This is a genomic window from Marinicauda sp. Alg238-R41 (genome assembly GCF_947331485.1).
GTDB lineage: Bacteria > Pseudomonadota > Alphaproteobacteria > Caulobacterales > Maricaulaceae > Marinicauda > Marinicauda pacifica.
This window is the reverse complement of record NZ_CAMZOJ010000001.1, coordinates 1638881-1663335: the sequence shown is the minus strand read 5'-3', so window position 1 is coordinate 1663335 and position 24455 is coordinate 1638881. Positions and strand designations below refer to the sequence as shown.

Below are 24455 nucleotides of genomic sequence, written 5' to 3'. Positions count from 1 at the left end.
CCTCTTTTCTGCGTCGATCGGCAAAAGCGGCTCGGGCCTCAGCCCGCAGCCGCTTTTTTGTTGCCCCGGGCAGCGAGCCACGCACACACGCTAGCGCGAACGCGCATAGGACAGGGCCGCATCCGCAGTCAGCGCGCCGACCGCCTCGATCTCCGGGCTCTCTGCATGATCGGCGAGTTCAACCGTCAGGCCGGGGGCCTCCAGCACGCTGATAGCCCAGCCTTTCGAGGTCCCTTTGCCCGGATTATGGGCACCTTCCCACGGCGGAGGGGTGGACAGCTCTGCCGCGTACAGGGCGCGCAACTGCGCCAGGAAATCGGCACCTCGCCCGGCATAATCGTCTGGCGGGCTGTAGATCACGGTCCGGTTGGTGGAATGGAAATCGAAGAACAGGACTTGGTCCCGGCCCTCCGCTTCTGCCTCGATCAGCGCCTGGGCCGCCGAGACGGCCGGTTCTTCGACCGTGTACCAGTCACGATTTAGGTCCACCCCACGCGCACCGTGGCGCCAGTGACCGCCGGCCACACCGTCCGGATTGGCCAGCGGGATTAGCAAGATACGCGCATCGCGTGCCCCGCCCTGCCCGGCCAGGCGTTCGGCGAACGCCTCGAACGCCTGAGCGCCGCTGACCTCGGGAGGATGCTGGCGCGTCATGGCTACGATCAGCGTGTCTTCGCGCTCATTTCCAGTCACCAGCGCTTCAAGGACACGTCCCTGCGCTGACCGGCCATAGTCGATGCTTTCAAAGCCATGGTCGCGCGCGAAGGCCTCACTCCAGGCTGCGATCTGGTCCGGCGTGCGGGCATTACGCCCCGAAACCAGGGTCGTGCCGGCATCCAGTGCCAGAGACAGGGTAACCCGGTTCCCCGGTTCCTCCCGGAGGACCCGCGCCTCGTCCAGAGGGGCGATGTCACCGTCATGCTCGATCAGCGGGTTATAGCGATGGCGGTAATCGCCATAATCCAGAGTCACGGCGAACCCGGTTCCTCGCTCGGCCTCCAACTCGAACCGGTACCAGGGACTGGGATTGATCGGGCCGGCCACGGCCGCCTCGGGATCGACACTCAGTGTCACCGCACCCGGTCCGGTCACCGTGCAATGATGCCGGCCCGCGGTCTCAAACAGACCCAGGACCGTCACCCCGCCCGTTTGGCAGAGCGCCGCCTTCGTGTCGGCACTGGCGCGAACGCCGGTGTCGCCGGCGGGCACCGTAGCGCAGGCGGACACACTGAAGGCGGCGGCACCGAGCGCCAAGGCGCCCGATGCCTGCTTTAGAACGTCTGCGATCATCAGAAGGACTTCCGCAGATCCACATAGACGAAGCGTCCGCGGGAGGAGTGGAGCGAGCCCATGTAACCGAAGGATTCATCGGCCAGCGGCGGCTCCTCGTCGAACAGGTTGCGCGCACCCAGACGCACTCTGAAAGGCTGCTCGCCTTCGTATCCGAACGTGTACTGAACGTAGGCGTTGTGGCGCAGGTAGGAGTCCACCGTCCAGTATTCGCGTGTGTCATCGTTGGTCGCGCTGGTATCCAGCACGTCATCGACGAAGCTGGTAAACCAGCCCGCGCCCCAGGCCTGGTAGCGCCAAGTCGCCGAAGCGCTCCAGCGCCATTCGGGCCGCCCGTCCTGACGGATCAGATCGCCGACCCCGGAGAGATTGGCCACTTCGCTGATCTCGCCAGCATCCTGGGCGGCCAGGATCTCCGCCTCGATCGGGGCGATGTCCTGCTCGAAGGTCAGCAGCTGGGCGACGTTCACGTTGAGGCTGAAATCGCCCCAGCGCGTATCGTCGAGATCGTAGAAGAACGCGTAGTCGATTCCTTCCGCCGTGCGCGGCAGCAGGTTGGTATAATTGTCCTCGACGAAGCGGATCTGGCCCACCGGTTCCAGCCCGGTGCCCTGGAAAGCGGCAATGTCCTGAGCGGTCGGGGCTTCGCGCACCACGGCCGGATTGGATTGCCCGCGCGTGCGCAGCAGATAGTCGAGCACCAGGTGATTGTCGTCGCCGAAAATTCCGACCACGTCTTCCTGCTCGATGGACCAGTAATCTGCGGTAAACTGGAAGCTGCCCCATTGTTCGGGCACGAAGAAAGCGTCGAACACGACACCTGCAGAGAAGCTCTCCGACTCCTCCGGCCCCAGATCGGTCGACCCTTCGCGCTGGCTGACCACCGAGTCCGACCGGTCGCAATCGGAGAAGGAGGCGATGCGTCCCGCGCGCAGATCGGCTTCGCAGAACACGTAATCGGGACGCGTATTCACACGCTCCAGACTGCGTTCGAACTGTTGTTGCAGGTTGGGCGCCTTGAAGCCCTGCGACCACGCGGTGCGCACCAGCAGGAAGTCACTCGGACGCCAGGCCAGCGCGACCTTCGGTTTGGTAACCGCGCCGAACAAATCATAGTCCTCGTGGCGAACGGCCAGCTGGACGTCGATCGACTGGATAAGCGGAATCTACATGTCCGGCGAGATCACGGGTACCGCCAGCTCGGCGAAGGCCGAGGAGACGTTGCGCGCGCCGCTGGAGTCGATCGTCGGGCTGGAGCCCATCACGTCGCTGGTCAGCTCGCCGGTCTCAGGGGCCAGGAACTGGATCGTACCGTCCAGGCGCGGGTCGCGATCGTCGGAAAAGGTCTCGCGGCGCTGTTCGAGCCCAAGCGCGACACCGACACTGCCAGCTGGCAGCTGGAAGAGGTCGGGTCGTGACAATTTAACGTCCCAAAGCGCGAGACTAGTGGAAGAAATCCGGGAGACAGGTACGAGGAAGCCGTCGATAGTGCCGGGATCGCTGGGGGTATTATCCCCCGATTCCGATAGCGGCAATCCCCCGCCATTGAACGGGTTGTAGGCGGCGGGCCCACCCATCGCGAGCGCGTCGGCGAACAGCGTGTTCGAGGTGCGCGTCGTGGTGTCGTCGGTTTCCGCTTCCGAATAGAGAAAAGCCGTTTCCCAGTCGAAACCGCCCAGCTGACCCTCAAGCCCTGCAAGGGCGCGCCAGCTGGTATTCTCCACCGAGATCTTGCGCGACCCGGCATCGACCAGCCGGTAGCGGCGCAGCAGCACGTCATAGCCGGCGGCGGGCAGGCCCAGCGCGTCGATCCGGCCATTGGTCCCGGCCGCACCGAAGGGATTGTAATAATTGGACGACGGGATGACGGCCCGCTCGGCGCTGAGCTGGGCGGAGCCGGAGCGCTCGGCCTCGGAGTCCGCCCAGTAATAGCCGCCCTCGGCGAAGACCGAGATGCCGTTATCGAAGTCGTGATCGGCCGTGGCAAACAGGTTCAGGCGGCTCACCCCGTTATTGATCGTGCGCGAGGAGTTGGTGTTGTAGCGCGACGCGACATCCCCGGCGCCGTTGCCCGGCGCGATGCACAGCCCGTCCTGGTAAGGCGCGGTGCAATCTGGATCGCCGGCAGGACGGATGTTGAACCCGCCCGAGCCGGTCGTGACGCCCGGGATGGACACCGGATCGCCCGTGGCCGGGTCCAGCAGGGTGAATGCCCCCCAGGGCGAGTTGTTGGAATTATTGCGGAACTGGATGTCGTTCGCCCAGTCCTCCGGCAGCCGGTCGCGCAGATCGGCATTGGCCGAGAAATCGCGCTCGCTCGCCTGCACGGGATCTCGGTCCAGATAGCTCGCATAGACCGAGATATTGCTGCGGTCCTGGTTGAAATTCCGTCCGAATTCCAGACCGATCGAGCTTTCCGAAGCGGAGATTTCAGGCTCCATGCCATAGCGCACGGCGACATTCAGCCCGTCGAAATCATCGCGCAGCACGTTGTTCACCACGCCAGCCACTGCGTCCGAGCCGTACAGGGCCGAGGCCCCGTCGAGCAGCACTTCCACACGCGACACGCCGCGCACCGGGATCGCATTGGCGTTGGACGATACGACCGGGACCAGGTTTTCAGATTGAGTGCCGGGGTGATTGACCATCCGGCGCCCGTTGATGAGCGTCAGCGTATTGCCGGTTCCCAACGCACGCAGATTGATCGAGGCCACGTCGCCGCGTGCGGAATTGATCCCGCCGCTGACATTCTCGGTACTGTTGAACGCCACGTCGCCCATTTGCGGGATGGAGCGATAGAGCTCGTCACCGCTGGTCGCGGCCACCGCCGCGATCTCGTCGCGGTCGATGATCGTGACCGGCAGCTGGCCATCGGTCTGAAGCCCCGGGATCTGGGAGCCCACAACGGTCACCACATCGGCAGGCGCCTGGTCGAACCTGGCCTGACGCCGGACCGGCTCCGGGTCCCGGTCGGATTCGGGTTCCGGCTCCTGATGGCTGGCGTAGACCATTACGGCGCCTGAGGCGTCCGCCGTATAGGCCAGCCCGGTCCCGTCCAGCATGACCGAAAGTGCCGCGTCAGCATCGTGGATGCCCGAGAGGCCTTGTGCACTCAGCGTCTCGACCCGTCCGGTCTCGTAGATCAGCTCACGGCCGGTCTGATCGGCATAGAGGTCCAGCGCCTGGCTCATCGAGCCGGCGGGAATCTCGAAACGCACAGGCTCGGACGCCTCCTGCGCCTGGGCTGAGGCCCCGGCCGCGCAAAGCACCAGAGCGGCCGCGCTGCAGCTCGCCAGCAAAGTGGATTTCATGAACGTCTCCCCGTTTCTTGTCCCGGACCCGCCTGCAAATTGGGCTGGCCTCTCACCGGTTCAGACGAACAGCCGTCATATTTCCATCAAGAAAAATGCAGAATATTTCAGCGCGTGACGTAAAGCACGTTGTTGCCGCGTTCCACGGTAAGACCCAGGCCGTCGGACAGGAGGGCCACAAAGCCTTCCACATTGTCGGTCCGGAAGTTCCCGCCGATATGGATGTCGGCCACATCCTCATGCACGAACAGCTTGGCCCGGTTATACCGGTTGAATTCCTCCGCCACCTGGGAGAGCGGTACGTCCTCGAAATAGATACGACCTCTGCGCCAGGCGGTTGCGCGGTCGAGGTCGCGTTGGGACAGATCTGCCAGATCGATCCGTCCATCCGCGTCCACCTCTGCGGATCGTCCTGCAGTCAGAACCGCCGAGCCGCCCGCCCCGCGCACACGCACGCTGCCCTCTATTACGGTCAGCGTGACCCTCTCGTCGCGCCGGTCGATGGCAAAACGGGTCCCCAGCACAATGACCTCGGCGAGCCCGGCATCGACAGTGAACGCGCGGGCCGGCTCACTCGCAACATCGAAATAGGCCTCCCCGTCCTGCAGTTCGACCCGGCGCGTCTGCGCATCGATCCGCACCGAAACGCGGCTCGCCGTATTCAACTCGATGCGCGAGCCCTCGGGTAGCGACGCCGTCTCCCGCTCCCCTGTCTCGGTTTCCAGGTTGGCCGTGAAAACCTCCAACTCCGGCGCATCAGCCGGTACGTTGCGCCAGAGCGCAACGGCGACGATCGCGACGAGAAGGATCGCGGCGGCGGCGGACAGAACTGATTGCCGCCATGGCGTCGCCCGGCTTGCCGGATTCTCCACATTGAGGGCCGCCAGCCGGTCAGCGCTCTGCCAGGCTGAAAGCAGTCGCAACACGGCGACCCGGCGTTCGATCGAACCTTCAAGCCATTCGGCAAATTCGCGATTCTCACCAACCAGAACCTCTAACCTGGTGTCCGCGTGAATCCGGCCTTCCGCGTCGAGCCGCGCGAGCCATGCCGATGCATCACGGTCCGCCTGCCGGTGCGTCATGACCCCTGCCCCTTGCGACTGCGAGAAGTGGTGGTCTTGCGTCCAGGGTTGAGCACCCGGCCCAGCGCATCGGCCAGCTGACGCATCCCGCGGCCGACGTGACGTTCAACCGTCGGTTCGCTCACGCCCAACTGGTCCGCCGTCTCGCTCTGCGAATAGCCGTAAATCTTGCGTAGAATGACGATATCGCGGGTTCGGGCGGGCATCTTGTCGAGTTCGCTCTGCAGGGCACGAAGTTCGCTACGGCTCGTGAACGCGGAATCGGTTTCCGCCTCTGTAGAGACGGGTAGCGCGTCGATATCCATCACCGTTTCGATGCTGACAACCCGCTCGCGCCGTACATGGTCGACAATCAGATTGCGCGCCGTGGCGAAGACAAGTGCCCGTGTGTGCTCGGGCAATCGTGTCTGAGCCGCGCGGTAGACGCGGGCATAGACTTCCTGGCGAAGGTCCGCGATTTCGTCGACAGACCGCCAGTTGCGCCGGAGATAGCGCTCCAGCGCCGCCTCTAGCGGCAAGACCTCCAGGACAAACCAGTCGTCGACGCTCACACCCACTTCTCCCTCCTTACCAAAGGGCGCCAGCGTCACCGACGTGTCAAGAATAGCAGGCGGCGATCGGCCAGGCAGCGAAGCCTATCGCCAGACGGCGAAGGCTCCGCGCCCGCCTGGCAGCTTCAGTACGAAAGACTGAAGCTGAACAGGTTTCCGACCGCGTCGAACCAGACCACGATTAGGAAAGCGGCCACCAGAACAAGGCTCCAGAGCTTGCCGAACCAGCTGGACTGACCGCGCCAGACCTCCGAGGCGTTCCAGACAGAAAGGCCGAGCGCCGCAAGCGGGAGGATAGCACCGATCTGGAGCAGGCGAATCCAGCCGTCCGCCCCGCCGGACATCATACTGAGGTCAGACATCATGCTGCTCAGCAGGATGACCCAGCCTGCCGTGTGCGCGATCACGCCGACCGCTCCGAGCCGGACCAGGCGATGCGTCCAGGCCTGATGGCCCTCCAGGTTGAAGCGAGTCTTGTAGCGCCAGCGTACGATGGCGCGGACCGGCCAGAAGATCACGGTCAGCGCCAGCGCGCCGAAAGCTGCGCCCAGAAGCGGCAGCATGAGCGCGCTCGACTTCCACCACGGCACGGGCCGGAAAATCATGATTGGGGAGACTGGCTCCACGGTCCAGGAGACCACCCTTCCGTCCTCCATCTCTGCGGCCAGCAGATCCGTCCCGCCCACGCGTTGCCAGAGATAGGGTTCCACCTCGCGCCAGCGCGTCGGGTTTCCCGCCGGATCGGTCAGGAGGGGCACGATCAGTTCGTTATCCTCGTTCATCTCCAGCTTGATCTGGCTCACCAGGGAAAGCGCGCTGAAGAAGTTCGTGTAGGCGCCGCGGGATATCTCATACACGCCGGCAAGCTGTGCGCCGTGTTCCGCCGCGCTGTCCAGCGTTGGGCGATCCTCCGTCTCGGCGGGGAAATAGCGATCCGTGAAGCCGGTGAAGAGCGCATCGCGTATGGTACCGGAGGCGCCGCTCACCCCGCTGCTGTTCATTGAAACGAACAGGCCCACGCCCTCATCAAGGAAGAGGTGGAGATTGGAGTGAAAATACTGCGTGTCCCCACCATGACCGATGATGGACAGACCGTTGCGATCCTGCTCGTAAAAGCCGAGCATCATGGCATTGAGGGACGAGAAATGACGGTCCGCGCTCGTGTGCATCTGTTCGGCCCGGCCCGGTTCGAGCAGCGGGCCGCCCTCATCGAGATGGGCGATCATGAAGCGGCCCATATCGGCCCCGGTTGATGACAGGGCGCCTGCCGGCGCGGCGGGAATGATCTCGAAGGCTTGCGCTTCGCCGTCAGAGGCTTTGGTATAAGCGCTCGACATCTGACCGGAAAACCGCTCTGGCAAGGGCTGACGGAACGTCGAGTTCTCCATCCCCAGCGGCTCGAAGATATGTGTTTCGACATAGTCGTCAAAGCTCAGGCCGGAGACCTGCGCCACGATGTGGCCGGCCAGCGCCGTAGCATAGTTGGAGTAGGCCGGCACTTCACCGGGCGGGAAGACGGCTCCGGGGATATTCTCGCGGACATAGTCCGCCAGCGAGGGTGCCGCACTGGTATCCGCCATGATCAGGTTTCGGAAGACCTCTTCAAAGCCCGGCGTATGGGTCATCACGTCCCGCAAGGTCACCGGCCGGCCCGCCGACGGCACCTCGAAATCGAGATAGCTGTTGATATCGGCATCGAGATCGAGCTCGCCACGCTCGACCAGCTGCATCACCGCGGTCCAGGTGAAGAGCTTCGAGGTGGAGCCGGGACGAAACAGCGTACGCTCCGGATCGACCGGCGTTTCGGTCTCCAGATCGGAATACCCATAGCCGCGATTGACGATGATCTCGCCGTCGCTGACCACAGTGACGACAGCACCAGCAATATCACCGCGGGCGAGCGCATAGGGCATGTAGCCATCGAGCCAGGCAGTCACGTCGGCGGGGTCGAGGAGAGGCTCACGCTCGGGCTCGACGTCCTCGATGCCGCTTGTCTGGGTCGGAACCGGCTGGTCCATCGGCGGCTCGATATTCTGGGCGTGAGCCGGAGCGAGCACCATCGCCGCTACCAGGGCGGTCAAGGCCGGCCGGAAGAAGGCTGCTGCCACCCTGGAAAACATGCTGATGAACGCGTTCGCCGGCCACGTCTTGCGGCGCATGCGGCGCCGCCACTCCAGTTGCGTATTCACGGACATTTCAACCTCCCGATTATGTTTTACGAGTAGACAGAGTCATGGAACCTGGCCTTCGAGCAGGGCAAATATTCCGACGCCCGCGAAGTTGCCCAGCACATAGCCAAGGATGCCGGTGAGAATTCCCGGCGCCACCAGATTGCGCCACTTGAAGAGGATCGCGATGGCCGCCGCGATCGGCGGTCCGGCAATACACGCAAGCGACGCGGTTACGAGTTCGGCATAGTTCAGCTTCAGAAGCCGGCCCGCGACCAGCATGAACGCCAGGTGGACGGCGAATATGAAGCCGACCATCACGAACATTCCGGGTGCAGCGCGGAGCATCTCGTTCAGGTCGGCACCGGCACCGATGATGGCGAAGAACAGATACATGAACATCATGGCTACGATGTCTTCGCCATGGAGGCCGGCGAGCAGTCTTCGCCCTGTCGTTGCCACAGCGGTGACGAGGAGTGTGAGCACGAGAAGCTCGTATTCGGGAAACCCGAGGGCGCCGGAGATCATGCTGCTCGCCGCCACCGCAGCCGCGGAGATGGCAAGCGCGCTCAGCAGGCCGAACAGGCTCGGCGCCGGTGCTGTCTCTGTCCGGGCGATGCCCCCCTCGCCCAGCGCGGCGTCCAGGCGCCATCCGTACCAGCGCTTGAACAGCCCCCACCCGGCGCACACGTTTAGAAGGACGATGAATCCCACGCCAAAAATGCTGTCGATCGCCAGTGCGGCGGACAGCTGAGAATTGTCATCGAACCCTACGGCCTCTGCGACGGCGACGAAATTGAGCGAGCCGCCGGTGTAGGTCGCCGTGAAAACCGCCGCGATCTTCGCCTCATCAGCTCCCAGATCGACAACGAGCGCGGCGAGGCCGGCGCCCACGATCGTCCCGGCCATGCCGACGAGGAAGGCGACAAGGACGCGTCCGCCTTCGCTGAACACCCGCACGAGATCGGCTTTCAGCAGGAACAGGGCGATCGCGAGCGGGACCATATAGGTCCAGATCGCCCCGTAGAGCGGCGCCGTCTTCGGCAAAATCTCAAATTGTGCCGCAACCAGCGCTGTCAGGAGAATGATGCCCGCGCCGGAAATGCGCCTGCCCAGCGCGGTTCGCTCAAGGCCTGCGGCCACAGCGCAGATCGCAAGCAGGGCTGCGAGCAGCCCGAAGATGTTGTCCGCACCGATCAACGGCTTCTGCCTGCGTCAGATCTGGCTCGCGATGGCGCCAGGCCGATCATGGGCATCCCCAGAACTGCGAGCGCGGCGCCTCCACCGCTCCGCCGCGATACTGCATGGACGGCATGGCATCCGATTTCAGATTGAGCGGCCCGTCCAGGTCCACGAAATCGCAGAGCTGAGCGATCACGAAGGCCGGTGCCATCGAGAGTGACGTGCCGAGCATGTTACCCACCATCAGCCCTTTGCCCGCCTCACGCGCTTCCCTTGCCAGGGCGAGGGCTTCGGTGAGACCACCGGTCTTGTCGAGCTTGATGTTAATCATGTCATAGCGCTGCAGCGCCGCCTGGAGCTCGCCTCGATGAAGGCAGCTTTCGTCCGCACACAGCGGAATCGGCGAGCTGAAGCCCTCCAGCGCCTCATCTGCGCCGCGCGGCAGGGGCTGTTCAACCATCGCCACGTTCAGGTCGGCGAACGGAGCGAGCACAGACTTGAGCAGATCGAAGGAAAAGCCCTGGTTCGCGTCGATGATGATCTCGGCATCAGGACGCGCCGCTCGCACGGCGGTCACGCGCTCGACCGGATCCACATCATTGAGCTTGATCTTGATCAGCGAGTAGTCGCGCGCACGCGCCGCCTGCTGCGCCATCAGCTCGGGTCTCTCCTGAATGCCCAGGGTGAAGGCGGTCTTTCGCTGCCGAGGCTCCACCCCGGTGAGCTCCCAGATGGAGACCTGCTTCTGCTTGGCCTCGAGATCCCACAGCGCGCAGTCGACGGCGTTCCGCGCTCCGCCATGAGGCAATAGCTCTTGAATTTCGCTGCGGCTTACTCCGGCTTCGATCGCAGGCCGGATTGCTTCGATCTGATCGAGCATCTCCTCGGAGCGTTCCTGCAGATAATAAACCGGTACGCCCTCTCCGCGGCCCACCTTGCCGTCCTGCTCCACGGCTACGACAACCGCTTCGAGACTGTCGAAGACATGGCCGGTGATGACGAACGGGGCCGTCATCGGCCAGCTCGCGCGGTGCACGCTCAATCGCATTGTCATGCCCCTTATTCTCCGAGCAGTCTGTCGATGATGCGGGCGGTCCCGTCTTTGATGGGATCGACAACCGGCAGGCCCGTTTCCCGTTCGTATCGGTCGACCAGCGCAGCCTTGTCGTCGTCCGGCAGCGCTGAGGTGTTGATGGCCACCCCGACGAAGCGCGCCTCGGGATTCACGCGGCGGGCAAATGTGAGACACTGCTCGATACTCTCGGAGACGGGCAGCACGGGGAATTTGCGGCCTACCCCGGCGCTCAGAAGATAGTCCCTTGACGGATCGTGACAGAGGACGAGCGCGTCCGGCTGTGCACCATGCAACAGTCCAAGACTCACGCCTGCAAAGCTCGGATGAGAGAGGGAGCCTTGCCCCTCGATGACGTCCCAGTGATCGGGTGAAGCGGCCGGCGACAGGAGTTCGGCAGCGCCGGACAGGAAGTCCGAAACGACGCAGTCCAGGGGAATACCTGTCCCTGCAATCATGATTCCGGTCTGTCCCGTCGCGCGGAAGTTCGCGTCCATGCCCCGCGCGCGCATCTCCCGCTCGAGTGCAAGCGCGGTGTACTTCTTGCCCACCGCGCAGTCGGTGCCGACCGTCAGCAGACGGCGCCCGGAGCGCTTCTCACCTGTGCCGACGGGAATGGACCTCGGCGGGGTCCGGATATCCAGAAGGCGCGCGCCGGACGCCCGCGCCGCGAGTTGTATCTCCGGAAAATCGGCAAGGCGCACATGCATGCCTGACACGACGTCGAGACCAGCACGGGCCGCTTGCGCAAGGTCATTGATCCAGGCTTTCGGGATCGTTCCGCCTTCGGAAGCCACACCGATCACGATCGACCCGACGCCCTCCGCGACAGCCTGCGAAATCGTCATGTCGGGGAGCCCGCCATCCACCTGGCACCCCTGGCCACGCAGCTGGCCGGCACAGTGTTCGCGGCGCCACTGGATGAGGCCAAGGCCTGTCTTGGCGTGGCCCTTGTCCCGGACATCACCAAAATAGATGAGGTAGGGAGCCTTCAGCTGGACGGTCCGGAGGCCGGTGGGGATCGAAGCCACACCCTGGAAGTCCTCATTGGTTGCAAGAGACACGGTGTTCCTCCGTCTGTTTTTCTTTCGCCACTGCGATCTTGAAAAGTCCGATTGTTAGGAGCGGGGCGACGACAATGGCGATGAAGGCGTACGACAAAATGCCGTAGCCGCCGGCGATCAGGTCGATGATGCCGATTGCTTCGGCAAGAAAGATCGCGGTCGCCAGGAAGACGATTGCCAGGACAAACCGCGCCCAATGCGGGAAGGCGCGGCCGCTCGCGGTCATCGCTGCCGCGATGCGTTCGTTGATGGCGTGGATGATCCCAACACCGGTTTCCACGAACGTGCCGAAGAGCACGACCTGGAACAGAATACTCAGCCACACGACATTCAGCGTCTGAAGCAGGAAGACCACCGGCACGGCTTGTTGCTGGATGTCTGGATAACGGGCGAGCATGGCGACGAAGACCAGCACACCGGGAATGACGCTGATCGCGCCCGCAAGTGCGCCGGAGAGGATGGCTTCCCGGCGTGTCTTCAGGCTTGGAAGAACGAAGAGCACGGCGGCGAACGCGACCAGATTGTAGGCCGCGTAGCGAACGCCATCGAGAAGCCATCCGCCATCGACCTGCCCGACCTCCAATGTGGACGCGATGGCGTCGCCGAAGGAGATCGCCACCCAGATGAAGAACACCGCGTAGAGCGCAAACAGGAGCAGAGACCACCAGGCCATGACCCGGGCTATGACAGAGCCTCCGAAGAACGCCAGCACTCCGATGGTAAGCAGCAGGCCGAGAGATCCCGCAATCGTCGAAATCCCGAACGCTTCCGCCACCATCCGGCCCGCCGCAGAACCGAGCACCGAAAGCACGAGAAGCGCGATCAGCACATACAGGATCTCGAACAGGCGCCAGAAGGGGCCCAGGAGCGCGACAAAGAACGTCTTGTAATCATAGGCTTTCATGATGCGCGAGAACTCGAAGCCCAGCGCAAGGATTATTGCCCACGTTGCCGCGGTCGCGGCAAAGCCGAGCAATCCGCCCAGAGCTCCGTGAGAGAGGAAGAATTCCGCGATCTCACGCCCGGTGCCGTAGCCACCTCCGATAATCACAGACTGGAAAACCAGGCCGGGGAGAAGATATGTCCTGAAAATGCTGGTCATTCTGCCTGTTGACGACAATGTCCCTGCCCTGGCCTTTCAGCCGAGGCGTTACCCCTGACCGGGTAGTGGCGCGTCCGGCAGGACGGTCGAACCGTCGCTGCCGGACCCATCGCGATGGCCTGCCTAGTAGCGCAGGGAAAGGCTCAGTCCGACAGACCGCGGCCGATTGACGTTGGTCGCGATGATCGGAGCGTCGAGCTGGCCCTCCGCCGTGATGAACTGCTGAAGCGGGTTCGAGGCGGTGCTGACGGCCTCGATGTCGTTCAACAGATTCGTCCCGAAGACATGCAGCCCCCACCTGTCGTTGGAGACGCCCACTCGCAGATTGAGAAGCTCCAGAGAGTCCAGTTCAGCCGACTGGAAATTCTGGACGTTGGAGAAGCGCTCGCCGACATACTGGAAAGAGCCGGTGGAATTCAGCGTCCACCCGGCCGGTCCGATCGGCCGCTCGAACGAATAACCGGCCGACATGCTGAACTCGGGGATGTTCGACGGATGATTGCCCTCACGCAGATCGAAAGGCCCAACCGGTCCGCCTGGTGGCGCGGTGATGAGCGCACCCTCTTCAAACTGGGCATCCGTCAGCGTCATGTTGAGGAAGGTGGACAGGCTGTCATTCACCTCCAGTGTCGTCTCGATTTCCATGCCGACGATGGATTGTTCGGGGCCGTTGACCGTATTGTTGGCCGGTGTATTCACCCAGATCTGGGTGTCTTCGTAGGTCGTCCGGAAGACGCCGACATTGGTGATCAGGTTGCCGTCGAACCAGGACGCCTTGACGCCCGCATCGACCGACAATACCGAGTCTTCATCGAAAGTGAGATTGTTGAGGAAGACGTCCTGATCCCCGCCCGAAGCGCCAAGCGCCGCAATGGCATTGCCGATGCCGCCATTGCGTGCACCGCGCGCCACGTTGCCGTAGAGCAGAATGTCCTCCGAAACTTCGAACTCGACACCGGCGCGCGGCAGAAATTCTTCAAGCTCGAATTCGAAATCGGTACCGACGCCTGCGCTCTCGAGAACCGCGAGCGTACTGACAAACCCGATCGGATTGCTTTCAGTCCAGGGAATGAGATTACCGCCACTGTCGAACTCGGGCACGAGATTCACGACATTGTCCTGTTGGAGCGATGCCGTGACGGTGTCCTTCACATAGCGGGCTCCGCCGATCAGACGAAACCGGTCGGTGACCTCGTAAGTCACCTCTGCGAACGCAGAATATTGCTCGGACACAGTACTCGAGAGCCTCGTGGCGAGATTCTCGGTCGCTGGCGTCGTCACGGTGACAAATCCGTCGCCTGTAAGGAATTGACCGCTGACATCCTGTCGATCGCGGTAATAGGCGCCGGCAGTGAAGTTCAATGGACCCTCGAGGTCCGAGACGAAACGCAGTTCTTGCGAGAATTGCTCGAACTCGCCGCTGCTCGTCGAGAAGGTCGTCGTATCCACCGTCGGAAAGAAGGGAGCCAGACCGAACGAGTTACCGGCGCTGAACAGCGACGACGAGGTGTCGCGTTCGTAGTAGCCGGTGATGGATGTCACCTCGCCGACGTCGAAACTGTAGGAGATGCGACCGGCATAGAGGCCGAAATCGTCAGAGTAGTTACCCGAGCGCGGTGAGGCGCCGAAAGTCAGATCCTCGGGATCGGAGCCAGGGTCGACCTGTGTGGATTCGCCGAGCTCATCGCGGGAAAGGAAAGCGGACAGCCGGACCTCGAGTTTCGGAGTCGGTCGTGCGAGCAGCACGGCGCGCCCGCCAGCGGTCTCGAAATCGTTGACGTCCTCGCCCTCGCTGGGATTGTCGATGAAGCCGTCATCTTCGCGCTGAAAGCCGGACACGCGGAGCCCCAGCTTTCCGGGCACGAGAATGAAGGAAGACGCGTTCTGGACCGTATAGGCCATGCCGCCATCCTCGATCGACTCGATCCGCCCGGCCGCTTCACCGGTGAAGCGCTCACCATCAAGATCGGGGTCGTTGGTGAAGTAACGGATCACGCCGCCCACTGCGCCTTCGCCGAACAGGGTGGGCTGGGGCCCCCGGATAACTTCGATCCGGTCCAGGTCCACCGAGCTGAAGTCGCGGATATTGCCTGATCCCGTCACAGAGACATCGTCGAGGAAAACGCTGAACACGGTGCTGGTTTCGTAGCCGCTACCCGCGCTGCGTACCCCGCGGATCGCGATGTCGTTGGAGTTCTGACGCGTTTTTACGTTCTGCATCCCCGCAATGGCTCGGGCGAGGTCCTCGATATCCTGGATACCGCGCTGGCGAATGTCGTCGCCGGAAATCCCCGCGATACTTGCGCCGATGTCCTGGACCGATTCCTCGCGGAACCGCGCCGTGACGGTAATCACGTCACGTGATGCGCTCTCGTCTGCGCCCCCCGGCGCGGTGTCTTGTGCCGCCACGGGCGCGGCCATGGCCACGCTCGCAAGAAGCCCGATTTTCAGATGATGAGACATGATACACTCCCCTTTTTGCCGCCACAGCTGTCAAAGCGCTATTTTTTAGCAGCCTTATTCGACACTATGGCAGTTTTGTTGCGTTGGGAAGGCAAAACTCAAAATTCGCAAGCAAACCTGGGCACCGGACACGGCGACACCCAGGCAAAGGCGTGAAGCCGCATGCCGTTAACTGGTTGATTTTTGAGATGATGGCGCGTCACCGGCCGCTCAGGGCGACCGTTTCAAGTCCGGCCGACAGCACCGGCTGCAGCCGGTGAGTGTTAACTCCGGCTGGGAATTTTCAGATCCTGCATGTAGAGCTGATCGTGCATGAACAAGGCGTCCAGCACACGCTCCTCGGAGCTGGAGAGCATCTTGTGAACCTGTGCGCGAATATCATCCGAGGCATCGCGCCGGACCGCATCGACCAATGCGCGCTGGTGTTCCCAGGTATAGGGCAGCGTGCGGTTGAGCTTCACGTAGAGCCAGTAGATTCGCATCGTCGTATCCTCCAGCTGGCGCACCCAGTGGATCATAAGCGGATACTTCACGTGCTGGGCCATGAAGACGTTGAAATGCTTGTTCGCCTTTAGAATATTCAACGCGAGCTGATCATCCTGGATCGGGGTTTTGTGCGAGGTGTCCTCATTCATCCGCACGATTTGCTCATGGTCCACCTGGGAGGCAGCCATCGCGAAAACCTCCGGTTGGAGGATTTTCCGCATCGCGAAGTTCTGCTTCACGTCAAGAAGAGTCAGCGGGGCCACTCGGGTGATTCTGGGGGAGACCGAGACGAGGAATTGCTGTGCGGTGAGCTGTTCCATGATGTTCCGCGCGGTCGTGCGGCTGATATCGAACATCTCGGTGAGGATATTCTCGGACACTTTCTGACTGGGCGCCAGTTTCTGCGTCACGATCGCGTCCATGATGACCTCGTAGGCCGAGGCCGGATCGCCGCCCCCTGTCATCGCTGGCTTTCGTATCTGCGCCTTCTTGCTCATTCCGTCGATCACTTCGTTTCCTGGGGTTTCACCGACCGCCTGAGGGATCCACCTCCCCTAAGGACAGGGCTTATATAAGCCTTATTCCAAAATAAGGCTGTATTAATGCCGCGCTTTCCGTTAGCGTAGATGGCGTAGCGAGGATGAGAAAGCGATTTGGCATGAAGTTGACGGCAAACTCCAAGGTCAAGAACGCGCATGGCGCGACGCGCAGAAACCTTCTGAAGGGCGGATTAGGCGCTGCGCTGGCCGCGCCCATGCTGAACTCCGCGGGCTTCAAGGTATTCGCACAATCGGAAACCACGTATTCGGCCCGTGCCGTCGCGCTAGTGGATCGCAGCCTTGTCATCGACATGCTGTCCATCCTCGCAGATCTCGGCGACATGCTTGAGGCTGGCTATAGCGAGCGCCCCAAGCTGGAAGACGGCCTGGCGATCACCGACGCGCATCTGGAAAAGCTTCGCGCATCCGGGATCAATGTTTTCCACCCCGCCGTTGGCCTGGGAGGCCGGGACAGCGCACTCGCCTTCATCGCACGGCTCAATGCCTATGCCGCCGAACGGCCGGATGTCTTCCGCCGGATCGATGCCGTCTCCGATTTCGACAGGATCATGGAGGACGGCCGGATCGGCTATATCGTCGGTATTCAGAACGCGCAGCACTTCGAGACGCCCGACGATGTGAACGAATTCTACAACCTCGGACAGCGCGTCAGTCAGCTCACCTACAATTCCCAGAACCGCATTGGCGCGGGCGCAACCGAGCGCGTTGACGGTGGCGTGACCCATTTTGGCGCGGCGATCATCGAGCGCATGAACGAGGTCGGCATGGCCGTCGACGTCTCCCATTGCGGTGACCGCACGACGTTGGACGCCTTCGAGATTTCCAGCGCCCCGGTTCTGATCACCCATTCCAATGCACGCGCCCTGGTGGGCAACCACCCCCGGGCCAAGTCCGACGAGGCGATCCGCGCGATGGCACGTCAGGGCGGCGTCATGGGCATTACCGGCGTGCGCAACTTCGTTCGCGATCGCGAGCCCACGACGATCGAGCATCTGCTCGACCATTTCGACTACGTTGCAGACTTGGTGGGCATCGAACATGTGGGCGTCGGGACCGACATGGACGCTGATGGCTATGACGACGTGCCGCAGCCCGCCTATGACCGGTTGAGGAGCGGCTACAACGAGTCTTACGCGTTCCGTGGGCGGATCGACACGGACGGTTTCGATCACCCGAAAAAGATTTTCGACCTGACCGAAGGACTTATCCGGCGCGGCTATTCCGACGCCGACATCGAACTCGTCCTCGGCGGTAATTTCAGACGTGCGCTCGGCCAGATATGGAAGCCGTAACCTCGACGCACGCGATGTGGGGAGGACACCATCATGAAATGGACAGATCTGGCGGCCGCAACGGCGGCTGCGGCGATTTTCACGGCGAGCACGACCGCCCAGGAACTCACCGCCGAGCGGATTGACGCCGCGGCACGCGAGACCGTTGAAGCGTTCGACATTCCTGGCATGGCCGTCTCGGTCGTCAGGGGTGGGGACGTCATCTTCACGCAGACCTACGGCGTGCGCGATGTGCGGGCCCCGGAGGTTCCGGTCGACCAGAACACGATCTTCCCGTTCGCTTCGGTCGGCAAGGCGTTCACGACGGCAGCGCTCGCCATGCTCGTGGATGAGGGCAAGCTGAACTGGGACGATCCGGTGCGCCGTTTCATCCCGGAATTCGAGATGTCCGATCCCTACATCACCGAGCATTTCTCGGTACGCGATCTGGTGACGCACCGGTCCGGGTTACCCCTGGGTGCCGGCGACCTCCTCGTCTTCCCGGATGCCGATCCGGAAGTATCCGATATCCTCGCGGCCATCCGGAATATTCCGCCAGAAACGAGCTTCCGCGCGGAATATGCCTACGACAATCTGATGTATGTCATCGCTGGCGAGGTCGCTGCTCGTGCAGCCGGCAAGCCCTGGCACGAAGTGATCGAAGATCGGATCTTCGAGCCGCTGGGCATGGAGTCCTGCCAGGCCCTGCCCTCCGAGGCGGCCGCCGATGACAACACGGTGACCCAGCATTCGCGCGCACCTGGGGAGACCGAAGCCACCCCCATCGACCCGCGTTATATCGTGGGAGACAACACCGCACCCGCCGGCGGCCTGAGCTGTTCGATTGCCGATCTCTCGACCTGGGCCCAATTCTGGCTGAACGAAGGCGTCGGTCCGGACGGCGAACGTCTCCTGTCGCAGGAACAGGTTGAAGAACTCTGGAGCCCGGTCACGCCGCAGAATGTGAGCCCGCTCCTGGAGCAGCTCTCCGGCACCCACTTCTCGCTCTACGCGCTCGGATGGTCGCTGCGTGATTTCCATGGCGAGTTCTTCGTCGGACACAGCGGCGGTCTTCTCGGCGCAGCATCCTATTTCGGCCTACTGCCGGACCAGGACCTGGCCGTCTTCGTGACAAGCAATATTTCGACTTACGGGTCCTCTGCGCTCGCGCTCCAACTGCTCAGCGACGCTGCAGCTCCGGAGGCAGAATCCGACTGGCTGGGCACGCTCCACGGCGCCTATCTGGCAAGCCAGGAGACCGCGATCCGCGACTCCGGCGCCGGCGACGAGCCGGATGTCGCCATCGATCCGGTGCGCGATCTGGAAGCCTATGCCGGCGAGTATGTCGATCCTTGGTACGGGCTGGTCACTGTCGAAATTCGCGATGGCGGCCTGTTCCTGGACATGAGCCGGTCTGAAGTCCTCGATGCGCCGTTGGTGGCCGTGGGCCCCGATCGCTTTGTCGCCCGCTGGCCCGACCGCAGCCTTAATGCGGATGCTTTTGTCGATTTCACCGCCGAGGACGGCCAGGTTGTGGGAATGACCATGGAGCCGGTTTCCGAGACCACGGATTTCTCTTTCGATTTCCACGATCTCGATTTCACCAAACGTGACTGATGGCGAACCGGCGCTACACACCAGCTCGCAAGGAGAGCCCGGCCATGATCAAACTTCTGCCACTCTGTCTGGCCCTCGCCGGACCGGCACCCGCTGCCCTCGCGCAGATCGCGTCCGGCGACTCCTATGACCTCGTCATTCTGGGTGGACGGGTTATCGACCCCGAAACCGGTCTGGACGCCGTGCGCAACGTCGCGATCGAAGGCGACCGCATCGCCCGCCTCACCGAAGAGCCCATCTCTGGTCTGCGCACGATCGACGCCTCCGGGCTCGTCGTCGCGCCGGGCTTCATCGACCTGCACGCGCATGGCCAGACCCTGCTTGCGGGCCGCGTCCAGGCCCTGGATGGCGTGACGACGGCGCTGGAGCTGGAGGCCGGCGTATATCCGGTGGCCGAATATTACGAGGACGTGGACGCGCAAGGCCGGGCCGTCAATTACGGTGCCTCGGTGGACTGGTCCCGCGTCCGCAGCGCGGTGCTGACCGGTGCCGAGCCCGCCTCCCATGACGATGAGTTCGACGCGCACGGCCACGACACGGACTGGCGCTACACGCCTGCCAGTTCGCAACAGACCGCCAGCGTGCTGGAGCGTGTCGAAGACGGCCTTGACGAGGGCGCGCTGGGTGTCGGCGTACTCCTCGGCTACGTCCCGGGGTCGGGACGCAACGAGTATTACGCTCTGCACGAACTGGCCGCGGCGCGCGATGTGCCCACCTTCACCCATGCCCGCTATCTCTCCAATCTCGAGCCGGACAGCTCCTTGGAAGGCTTTCAGGAGATGGTGGCCGTCTCCGCCGCGACTGGGGCGGATATGCACATCTCTCATCTCAACAGCATCAGCCTGCGCGATATCGGTCTGATCCGGCCCTTGCTCGAGGCGGCCCAGTCGCACGGCGTGAACATCACCGTGGAGGCCTACCCCTACGGCGCCGGCTCGACTGCAATCGGTACAGCGCTTTTCGAAGGGACTGACTGGCAGGCCCGGTTCGGCGGGATCGAGAAATCCGATTTCACCCTCGCCGGCCAACCGCTGAGTGACGAGGAATTCGACAGGCTCCAGACCGAAGCACCCGGCACGACCATTGTCGTCCACTTTCTCGACACCGAAAACGACCCGGACGACCGTGCCATCCTCTCCCAATCCATTCTCTTTCCCGGAGGCGCCATCGCATCGGACGGCGGAACATGGCTCGTCGACGGGGAGGAATTGCCCGGCGATACGTGGCCGCTGCCGGCCGATGCCGACTCCCATCCTCGCAGCGCCGGCACGTTTTCCCGCTTCCTGCGGACCTATGTGCGCGAAGCCGGAACGATCGGGCTTAGCGAGGCGCTGGCAAAAACCAGCCTGATCCCGGCGCAGATACTGGAAGACGCCGTGCCGCAAATGCGCACCAAAGGACGTCTCCAGGAGGGCGCGGACGCCGACATCGTCGTCTTTGACCTTGCCGCGGTCAGCGACCGGGCGACCTACGAACAACCGGCGCAGCCCTCGACCGGATTCCAGTACGTCATCGTGGCCGGTACGCCGCTCGTCTGGGCAGGTGAGCTGGACACGACGGTCCTGCCAGGTCGCCCGATCCGGCGGACGCCAAACTAGCCTTTGTCGAACAATGAGATCGCCGCAATGGCGACCGACCAGTAGAAGGGGGAAGACCAATGGGCCCGAAAACGAGAAGACGCGGAGACGGCTACGTTGCTGCTGCCGCGGCAGTGTTGATTTTCGCCATGCCCGCTGCGTCGATCGCGCAAAGCGCGCCCCACTCCGACACTCTGGTCGAACAGGAGACGCTGGACGGGCTGCATGATTTCGTGGACGGCGTCATGGCTCAGCAGATTGCCAGCCATGAGGTTGCCGGCGCCACGATCTCCGTCGTCCATGACGGAGAGCGCCTGTTCTCGGCAGGCTATGGATACGCCGATATCGATGCGGGCGCGCGGGTCGATCCTGCAGTGACGCTGTTCCGGCCCGGCTCGGTCTCCAAGCTCTTCACCTGGACCGCGCTGATGCAGCAGGTCGAGCAGCGCCGGGTGGCCCTCGACGAGGATGTGAACGCCTACATCGATTTCGAAATTCCCGCCTATGAAGGCGAAGCGTTACGCGTCCGCGATCTCCTCACCCACAGCCCGGGAATGAGCGATGTCGGCGGCATCACCGCGCCGACCCTCGAAGAGCTCACGCCCTATGGCGAGTGGATCGCCGAGCACATCCCCCAGCGCGTCTGGGCGCCCGGCACGGAGATCGCCTATTCCAACTACGGCGTTGCGCTGGCCGGATACATCGTCGAGCGCGTCTCCGGCGAGCCCTTCGCCGACTATGTCGAGGCCCACATCTTCACCCCGCTCGGCATGGAGTCCACGACATTCCGCGAACCCTTGCCGGACGCACTCGAAGACCGGATGGCGAGCGGATACGAGGCGGAAGACGGACGCCTCGTGGCCCAGCCCTTCGAGCTGTTCAGCAACATCATGCCGGCCGGGTCCGGCACCTCCACCGCTCACGACATGTCGCGCTTCATGCTCGCGATGCTGAACGAAGGCGAATATGGCGGCGCGAGAGTCCTTCAGCCGGACTCGGTCCAGCTGCTGTTCGAGAACTCGCTTCGCAATGCGCCGGACCTGCCGGGCATGGCGCACGGCTTCTATGTCGTGCGCGAGGCCGGACCTCGCCTGGTCGGCCATGGCGGCAACACCGGCGACTTCCATTCCAATCTGATCCTCGCCCCCGAAGCCGGCTTTGGCGTTTTCATCTCGGTCACGGGCGGAGGTGAAAGCTCGGCCGGGCGCACAGATCTCACCAACGCGATCATCGGCCGTGTCTTCCCGGAGGAGCCCGCCGCCCGCGAACCGCGCCCCTCCGCCGAGGCGTCGCCGGCAGGACGCTACCGGGCCAATCGGCGCGACTATTCACGTCCCGCGCGAGAAGAATACGACATCGTGGTTGCCGAGGCCGGTGACGACGCCCTCACGATGACCAGCCAGGACGAAACGACGTACTGGGAGCGCACCGGCCCCCTGACCTATGAGAAGGTCACCGGCGCCCGGCCCGGCGGTCCCTTCGAGCGGATCCAGTTCCACAGCGGCGAGACCGGCCTCGTCCTGTCCTTCAGCAATCAACCCTACATGGCGTATCGCCGCGTCGCCACCGAGGAGTAGCCCTCATGACCCTGCCCAATCTTAAAACCCTCGTCTCAGTCCTCGCGCTCACTGCGGCCTTGGGCGGTGCACAATCGTTCGCACAGGACAGCGAAGCGCCGGCTATCGTGCAGCCGGACGACTGGAGCCTCGATCAGCGCGACGCCGTCTCGATCCTGACCGCACCGGAAGGCGATCTCGACATCGCCGTTATCGAGGTCGGCCCGGCAGAGGATGCGGTCTCTGCCGCCGCCGCCGCCTGGCAAGCCTATGCCCCGGATGCGGAACGCGAAGTGGAACTCACCACCCCGGGCGCACCCGAGAACGGCTGGGAAGAGCGCGTCGCGATCAGCTACGTCACCTCGCCTTCCGAACAGGCAACCGTGAACGCGCTCGCGCTGCGCCAAGGCGAGACCTGGACCGTGGTCATCACCAACGGCGCGCAGGCGACCGCGAACAAGCGATCGGCTGCCGTCTCGCTGGCGCGCGACTCCGTGCGCGCGGAAGGCTTCGAACGCGAAGACTTCTCCGGACAGACCGCCCATGCGCTCACGCCCGAACGCGTCGAATTGCTGCGCGAGTTTGTGGCCGAGGCGGCCGAGCGGCTCGACGTGCCGGGGGTCGGGCTGGCACTCATCGACCAGGGCGAGGTCGTCTACGAAGGCGGCGTCGGCGTGCGCGAGCTCGGCGGGGCCGCGCCGGTCGACGCCGATACCCAGTTCATGATCGCCTCGAACACGAAGGGCATGTCGACGCTGCTTCTTTCGATCCTCGTCGATCAGGGCGCGCTGGAGTGGGACCAACAAGTCGTCGAGCTCTACCCGTCCTTCCGGCTTGGGTCCGACGAGACCACACAGTCAACGCTGGTGCGCCACCTTCTGTGCGCCTGCACCGGTCTGCCCCGCAAGGACTGGGGCTTCATTCTGGCTGACCTGGACACGCCTGCCTCCGATGTCTTCCGGCAGCTATCCGAGACCCAGCCGACCAGCGAATTCGGCGAACTCTTCCAATATAACAATAATATGGCCGCTGCGGCGGGCTATATCGGGGGCACGCTTGCCTACCCGGACATGGAGGTCGGCGCAGCCTACGACCGCGCCATGGAGGAGCTGATTTTCGAACCGCTTGAGATGGACGATACCACGTTCGACTTTGCGCAAGGCGAAAGTGGAAACTGGGCGCGGCCGCACGGGCTGGACGTGGACGGCGCGCAGACCGTCATGTCCAACCACTTCAATCGGGCTGTCTATCCCTATCGCCCGGCAGGCGGCGCGTTCTCGACCGCCTCGGACATGGCTCACTACGTCCAGCTGGAGCTGTCGAAAGGCCTGACACCGGATGGCGAGCGTCTCGTCAGCGAGGAGAACCTGCTCGCCCGCCGCGAACGCGGCGTCGAGGTCGGCGAAGGCGTCTGGTACGGCATGGGCCTCTTCGATGAAGTGAACTGGGGCTTGCCCGTGGTCACCCATGGCGGAACACTGCTCGGCTATCACAGCAACTGGTATGCGCTCCCCGAAGCGGGCGTCGGCGCGGTCATCCTGACCAATGCGGACACCGGATCCGCGATCCTTCGGCCGTTTTTGCGGCGCCTGGTCGAAGTGCTCTACGATGGCCGTCCCGAAGCCATGGATCAGATCGAAGCGGCAGCAGCGCGCTTCGATGCTCAGGCCGACGCCCGCCGTCAGGGGCTGACCATTCCCGGCGATCCCGCCGTGCTCGACAACCTTGCCCGCCGGTACGAGAGCCCGGGCCTCGGCGTACTGACCATCTTCGAGCAGGACGGCGAGACCTGGATCGAGGCCGGCGCAATTCAAGGCCCTCTGGCCACGCGTGAAAACGCGGACGGCACGGTATCGATCGTGTCCGTCGGCCCGGGCGTCATCAGCCTGGAAGCGGAGATCGGGATGCAGGATGGCACGAGAACCCTCACCGCGCGCGATAGCCAGCACGAATACGTCTACGTAGAGGCTGAGACCGACTAGAGACGCCAGCCAGACTCCGGCAAACAAGCCACGAACAATTAATCCCGGCGGGCGCCCGCATCGCGCCCGCCGGGATTTTCTTGAGTCTCGGGCGGCGGCATCGCTATCGGTCAGCATTGAT

Annotated in this window: 17 protein-coding genes; 5 read left to right on the top strand and 12 right to left on the bottom strand. The window is 63.3% G+C overall.

Annotated features, from left to right (window positions below; all coding sequences use genetic code 11):
• Positions 1-90: 90 nt before the first annotated feature.
• From PGP17_RS07920 to PGP17_RS07865, 12 genes are all read right to left on the bottom strand, one after another.
• Positions 91-1290 carry a M14 family zinc carboxypeptidase gene (locus PGP17_RS07920; protein WP_270374882.1) on the bottom strand — a complete coding sequence of 400 codons (1200 nt, stop codon included), beginning with the start codon at positions 1288-1290 and terminating at the stop codon, positions 91-93.
• Positions 1290-2426: a TonB-dependent receptor domain-containing protein gene (locus PGP17_RS07915; RefSeq protein ID WP_270375008.1), complete on the bottom strand. Its 1137-nt coding sequence runs from the start codon at positions 2424-2426 to the stop codon at positions 1290-1292. Before PGP17_RS07915 ends, PGP17_RS07920 begins: the two co-directional genes overlap by 1 nt.
• Positions 2427-2456: 30 nt before the next feature.
• The gene (locus tag PGP17_RS07910) at positions 2457-4601 is read right to left on the bottom strand and encodes a TonB-dependent receptor (RefSeq protein ID WP_270374881.1); all 2145 of its coding nucleotides are present in this window, start codon (positions 4599-4601) and stop codon (positions 2457-2459) included.
• A 107-nt stretch (positions 4602-4708) separates the two neighbouring features.
• Entirely contained in the window at positions 4709-5683 is a 975-nt protein-coding gene (locus PGP17_RS07905) for a FecR family protein (RefSeq protein ID WP_270374880.1), read from the bottom strand.
• A complete protein-coding gene (locus PGP17_RS07900) occupies positions 5680-6234 on the bottom strand; it encodes an RNA polymerase sigma factor (protein ID WP_270374879.1) in 555 nt (184 codons plus the stop codon). Before PGP17_RS07900 ends, PGP17_RS07905 begins: the two co-directional genes overlap by 4 nt.
• A 125-nt stretch (positions 6235-6359) precedes the next feature.
• On the bottom strand, positions 6360-8429 hold the full coding sequence (locus PGP17_RS07895) for a serine hydrolase domain-containing protein (protein WP_270374878.1): 2070 nt from the start codon (positions 8427-8429) through the stop codon (positions 6360-6362).
• 36 nt (positions 8430-8465) lie between these two features.
• Positions 8466-9602, bottom strand: a complete 1137-nt coding sequence (locus PGP17_RS07890) for a DUF819 family protein (protein WP_270374877.1) — start codon at positions 9600-9602, stop codon at positions 8466-8468.
• A 46-nt stretch (positions 9603-9648) separates the two neighbouring features.
• Positions 9649-10638 carry an N-acetyl-D-Glu racemase DgcA gene (gene dgcA, locus PGP17_RS07885; RefSeq protein ID WP_270374876.1) on the bottom strand — a complete coding sequence of 330 codons (990 nt, stop codon included), beginning with the start codon at positions 10636-10638 and terminating at the stop codon, positions 9649-9651.
• A gap of 5 nt (positions 10639-10643) precedes the next feature.
• Positions 10644-11687: a DUF1611 domain-containing protein gene (locus PGP17_RS07880; RefSeq protein WP_442915140.1), complete on the bottom strand. Its 1044-nt coding sequence runs from the start codon at positions 11685-11687 to the stop codon at positions 10644-10646.
• Positions 11688-11700: 13 nt separating this feature from the next.
• Positions 11701-12822, bottom strand: a complete 1122-nt coding sequence (locus PGP17_RS07875; RefSeq protein WP_270374874.1) for a YkvI family membrane protein — start codon at positions 12820-12822, stop codon at positions 11701-11703.
• A 123-nt stretch (positions 12823-12945) separates the two neighbouring features.
• On the bottom strand, positions 12946-15285 hold the full coding sequence (locus PGP17_RS07870) for a TonB-dependent receptor (protein ID WP_270374873.1): 2340 nt from the start codon (positions 15283-15285) through the stop codon (positions 12946-12948).
• 263 nt (positions 15286-15548) lie between these two features.
• Positions 15549-16280 (bottom strand): GntR family transcriptional regulator, encoded by a 732-nt coding sequence (locus tag PGP17_RS07865; RefSeq protein WP_270374872.1) that lies wholly within the window; start codon positions 16278-16280, stop codon positions 15549-15551.
• Between the two features lie 149 nt (positions 16281-16429).
• Here PGP17_RS07865 and PGP17_RS07860 point away from each other — a divergent pair, with 149 nt between their 5' ends.
• The 5 genes from PGP17_RS07860 to PGP17_RS07840 all read left to right on the top strand — a co-directional run bounded on the left by PGP17_RS07860 (position 16430) and on the right by PGP17_RS07840 (position 24334).
• Positions 16430-17623 carry a dipeptidase gene (locus tag PGP17_RS07860; RefSeq protein WP_270374871.1) on the top strand — a complete coding sequence of 398 codons (1194 nt, stop codon included), beginning with the start codon at positions 16430-16432 and terminating at the stop codon, positions 17621-17623.
• Between the two features lie 33 nt (positions 17624-17656).
• Positions 17657-19219: a serine hydrolase gene (locus PGP17_RS07855; protein ID WP_270374870.1), complete on the top strand. Its 1563-nt coding sequence runs from the start codon at positions 17657-17659 to the stop codon at positions 19217-19219.
• Positions 19220-19263: 44 nt separating this feature from the next.
• On the top strand, positions 19264-20817 hold the full coding sequence (locus tag PGP17_RS07850; RefSeq protein WP_270374869.1) for an amidohydrolase family protein: 1554 nt from the start codon (positions 19264-19266) through the stop codon (positions 20815-20817).
• Between the two features lie 128 nt (positions 20818-20945).
• Positions 20946-22373 (top strand): serine hydrolase domain-containing protein, encoded by a 1428-nt coding sequence (locus PGP17_RS07845; protein ID WP_270374868.1) that lies wholly within the window; start codon positions 20946-20948, stop codon positions 22371-22373.
• A gap of 5 nt (positions 22374-22378) precedes the next feature.
• The gene (locus PGP17_RS07840) at positions 22379-24334 is read left to right on the top strand and encodes a serine hydrolase domain-containing protein (RefSeq protein ID WP_270374867.1); all 1956 of its coding nucleotides are present in this window, start codon (positions 22379-22381) and stop codon (positions 24332-24334) included.
• The last annotated feature ends 121 nt before the right edge of the window (positions 24335-24455 follow it).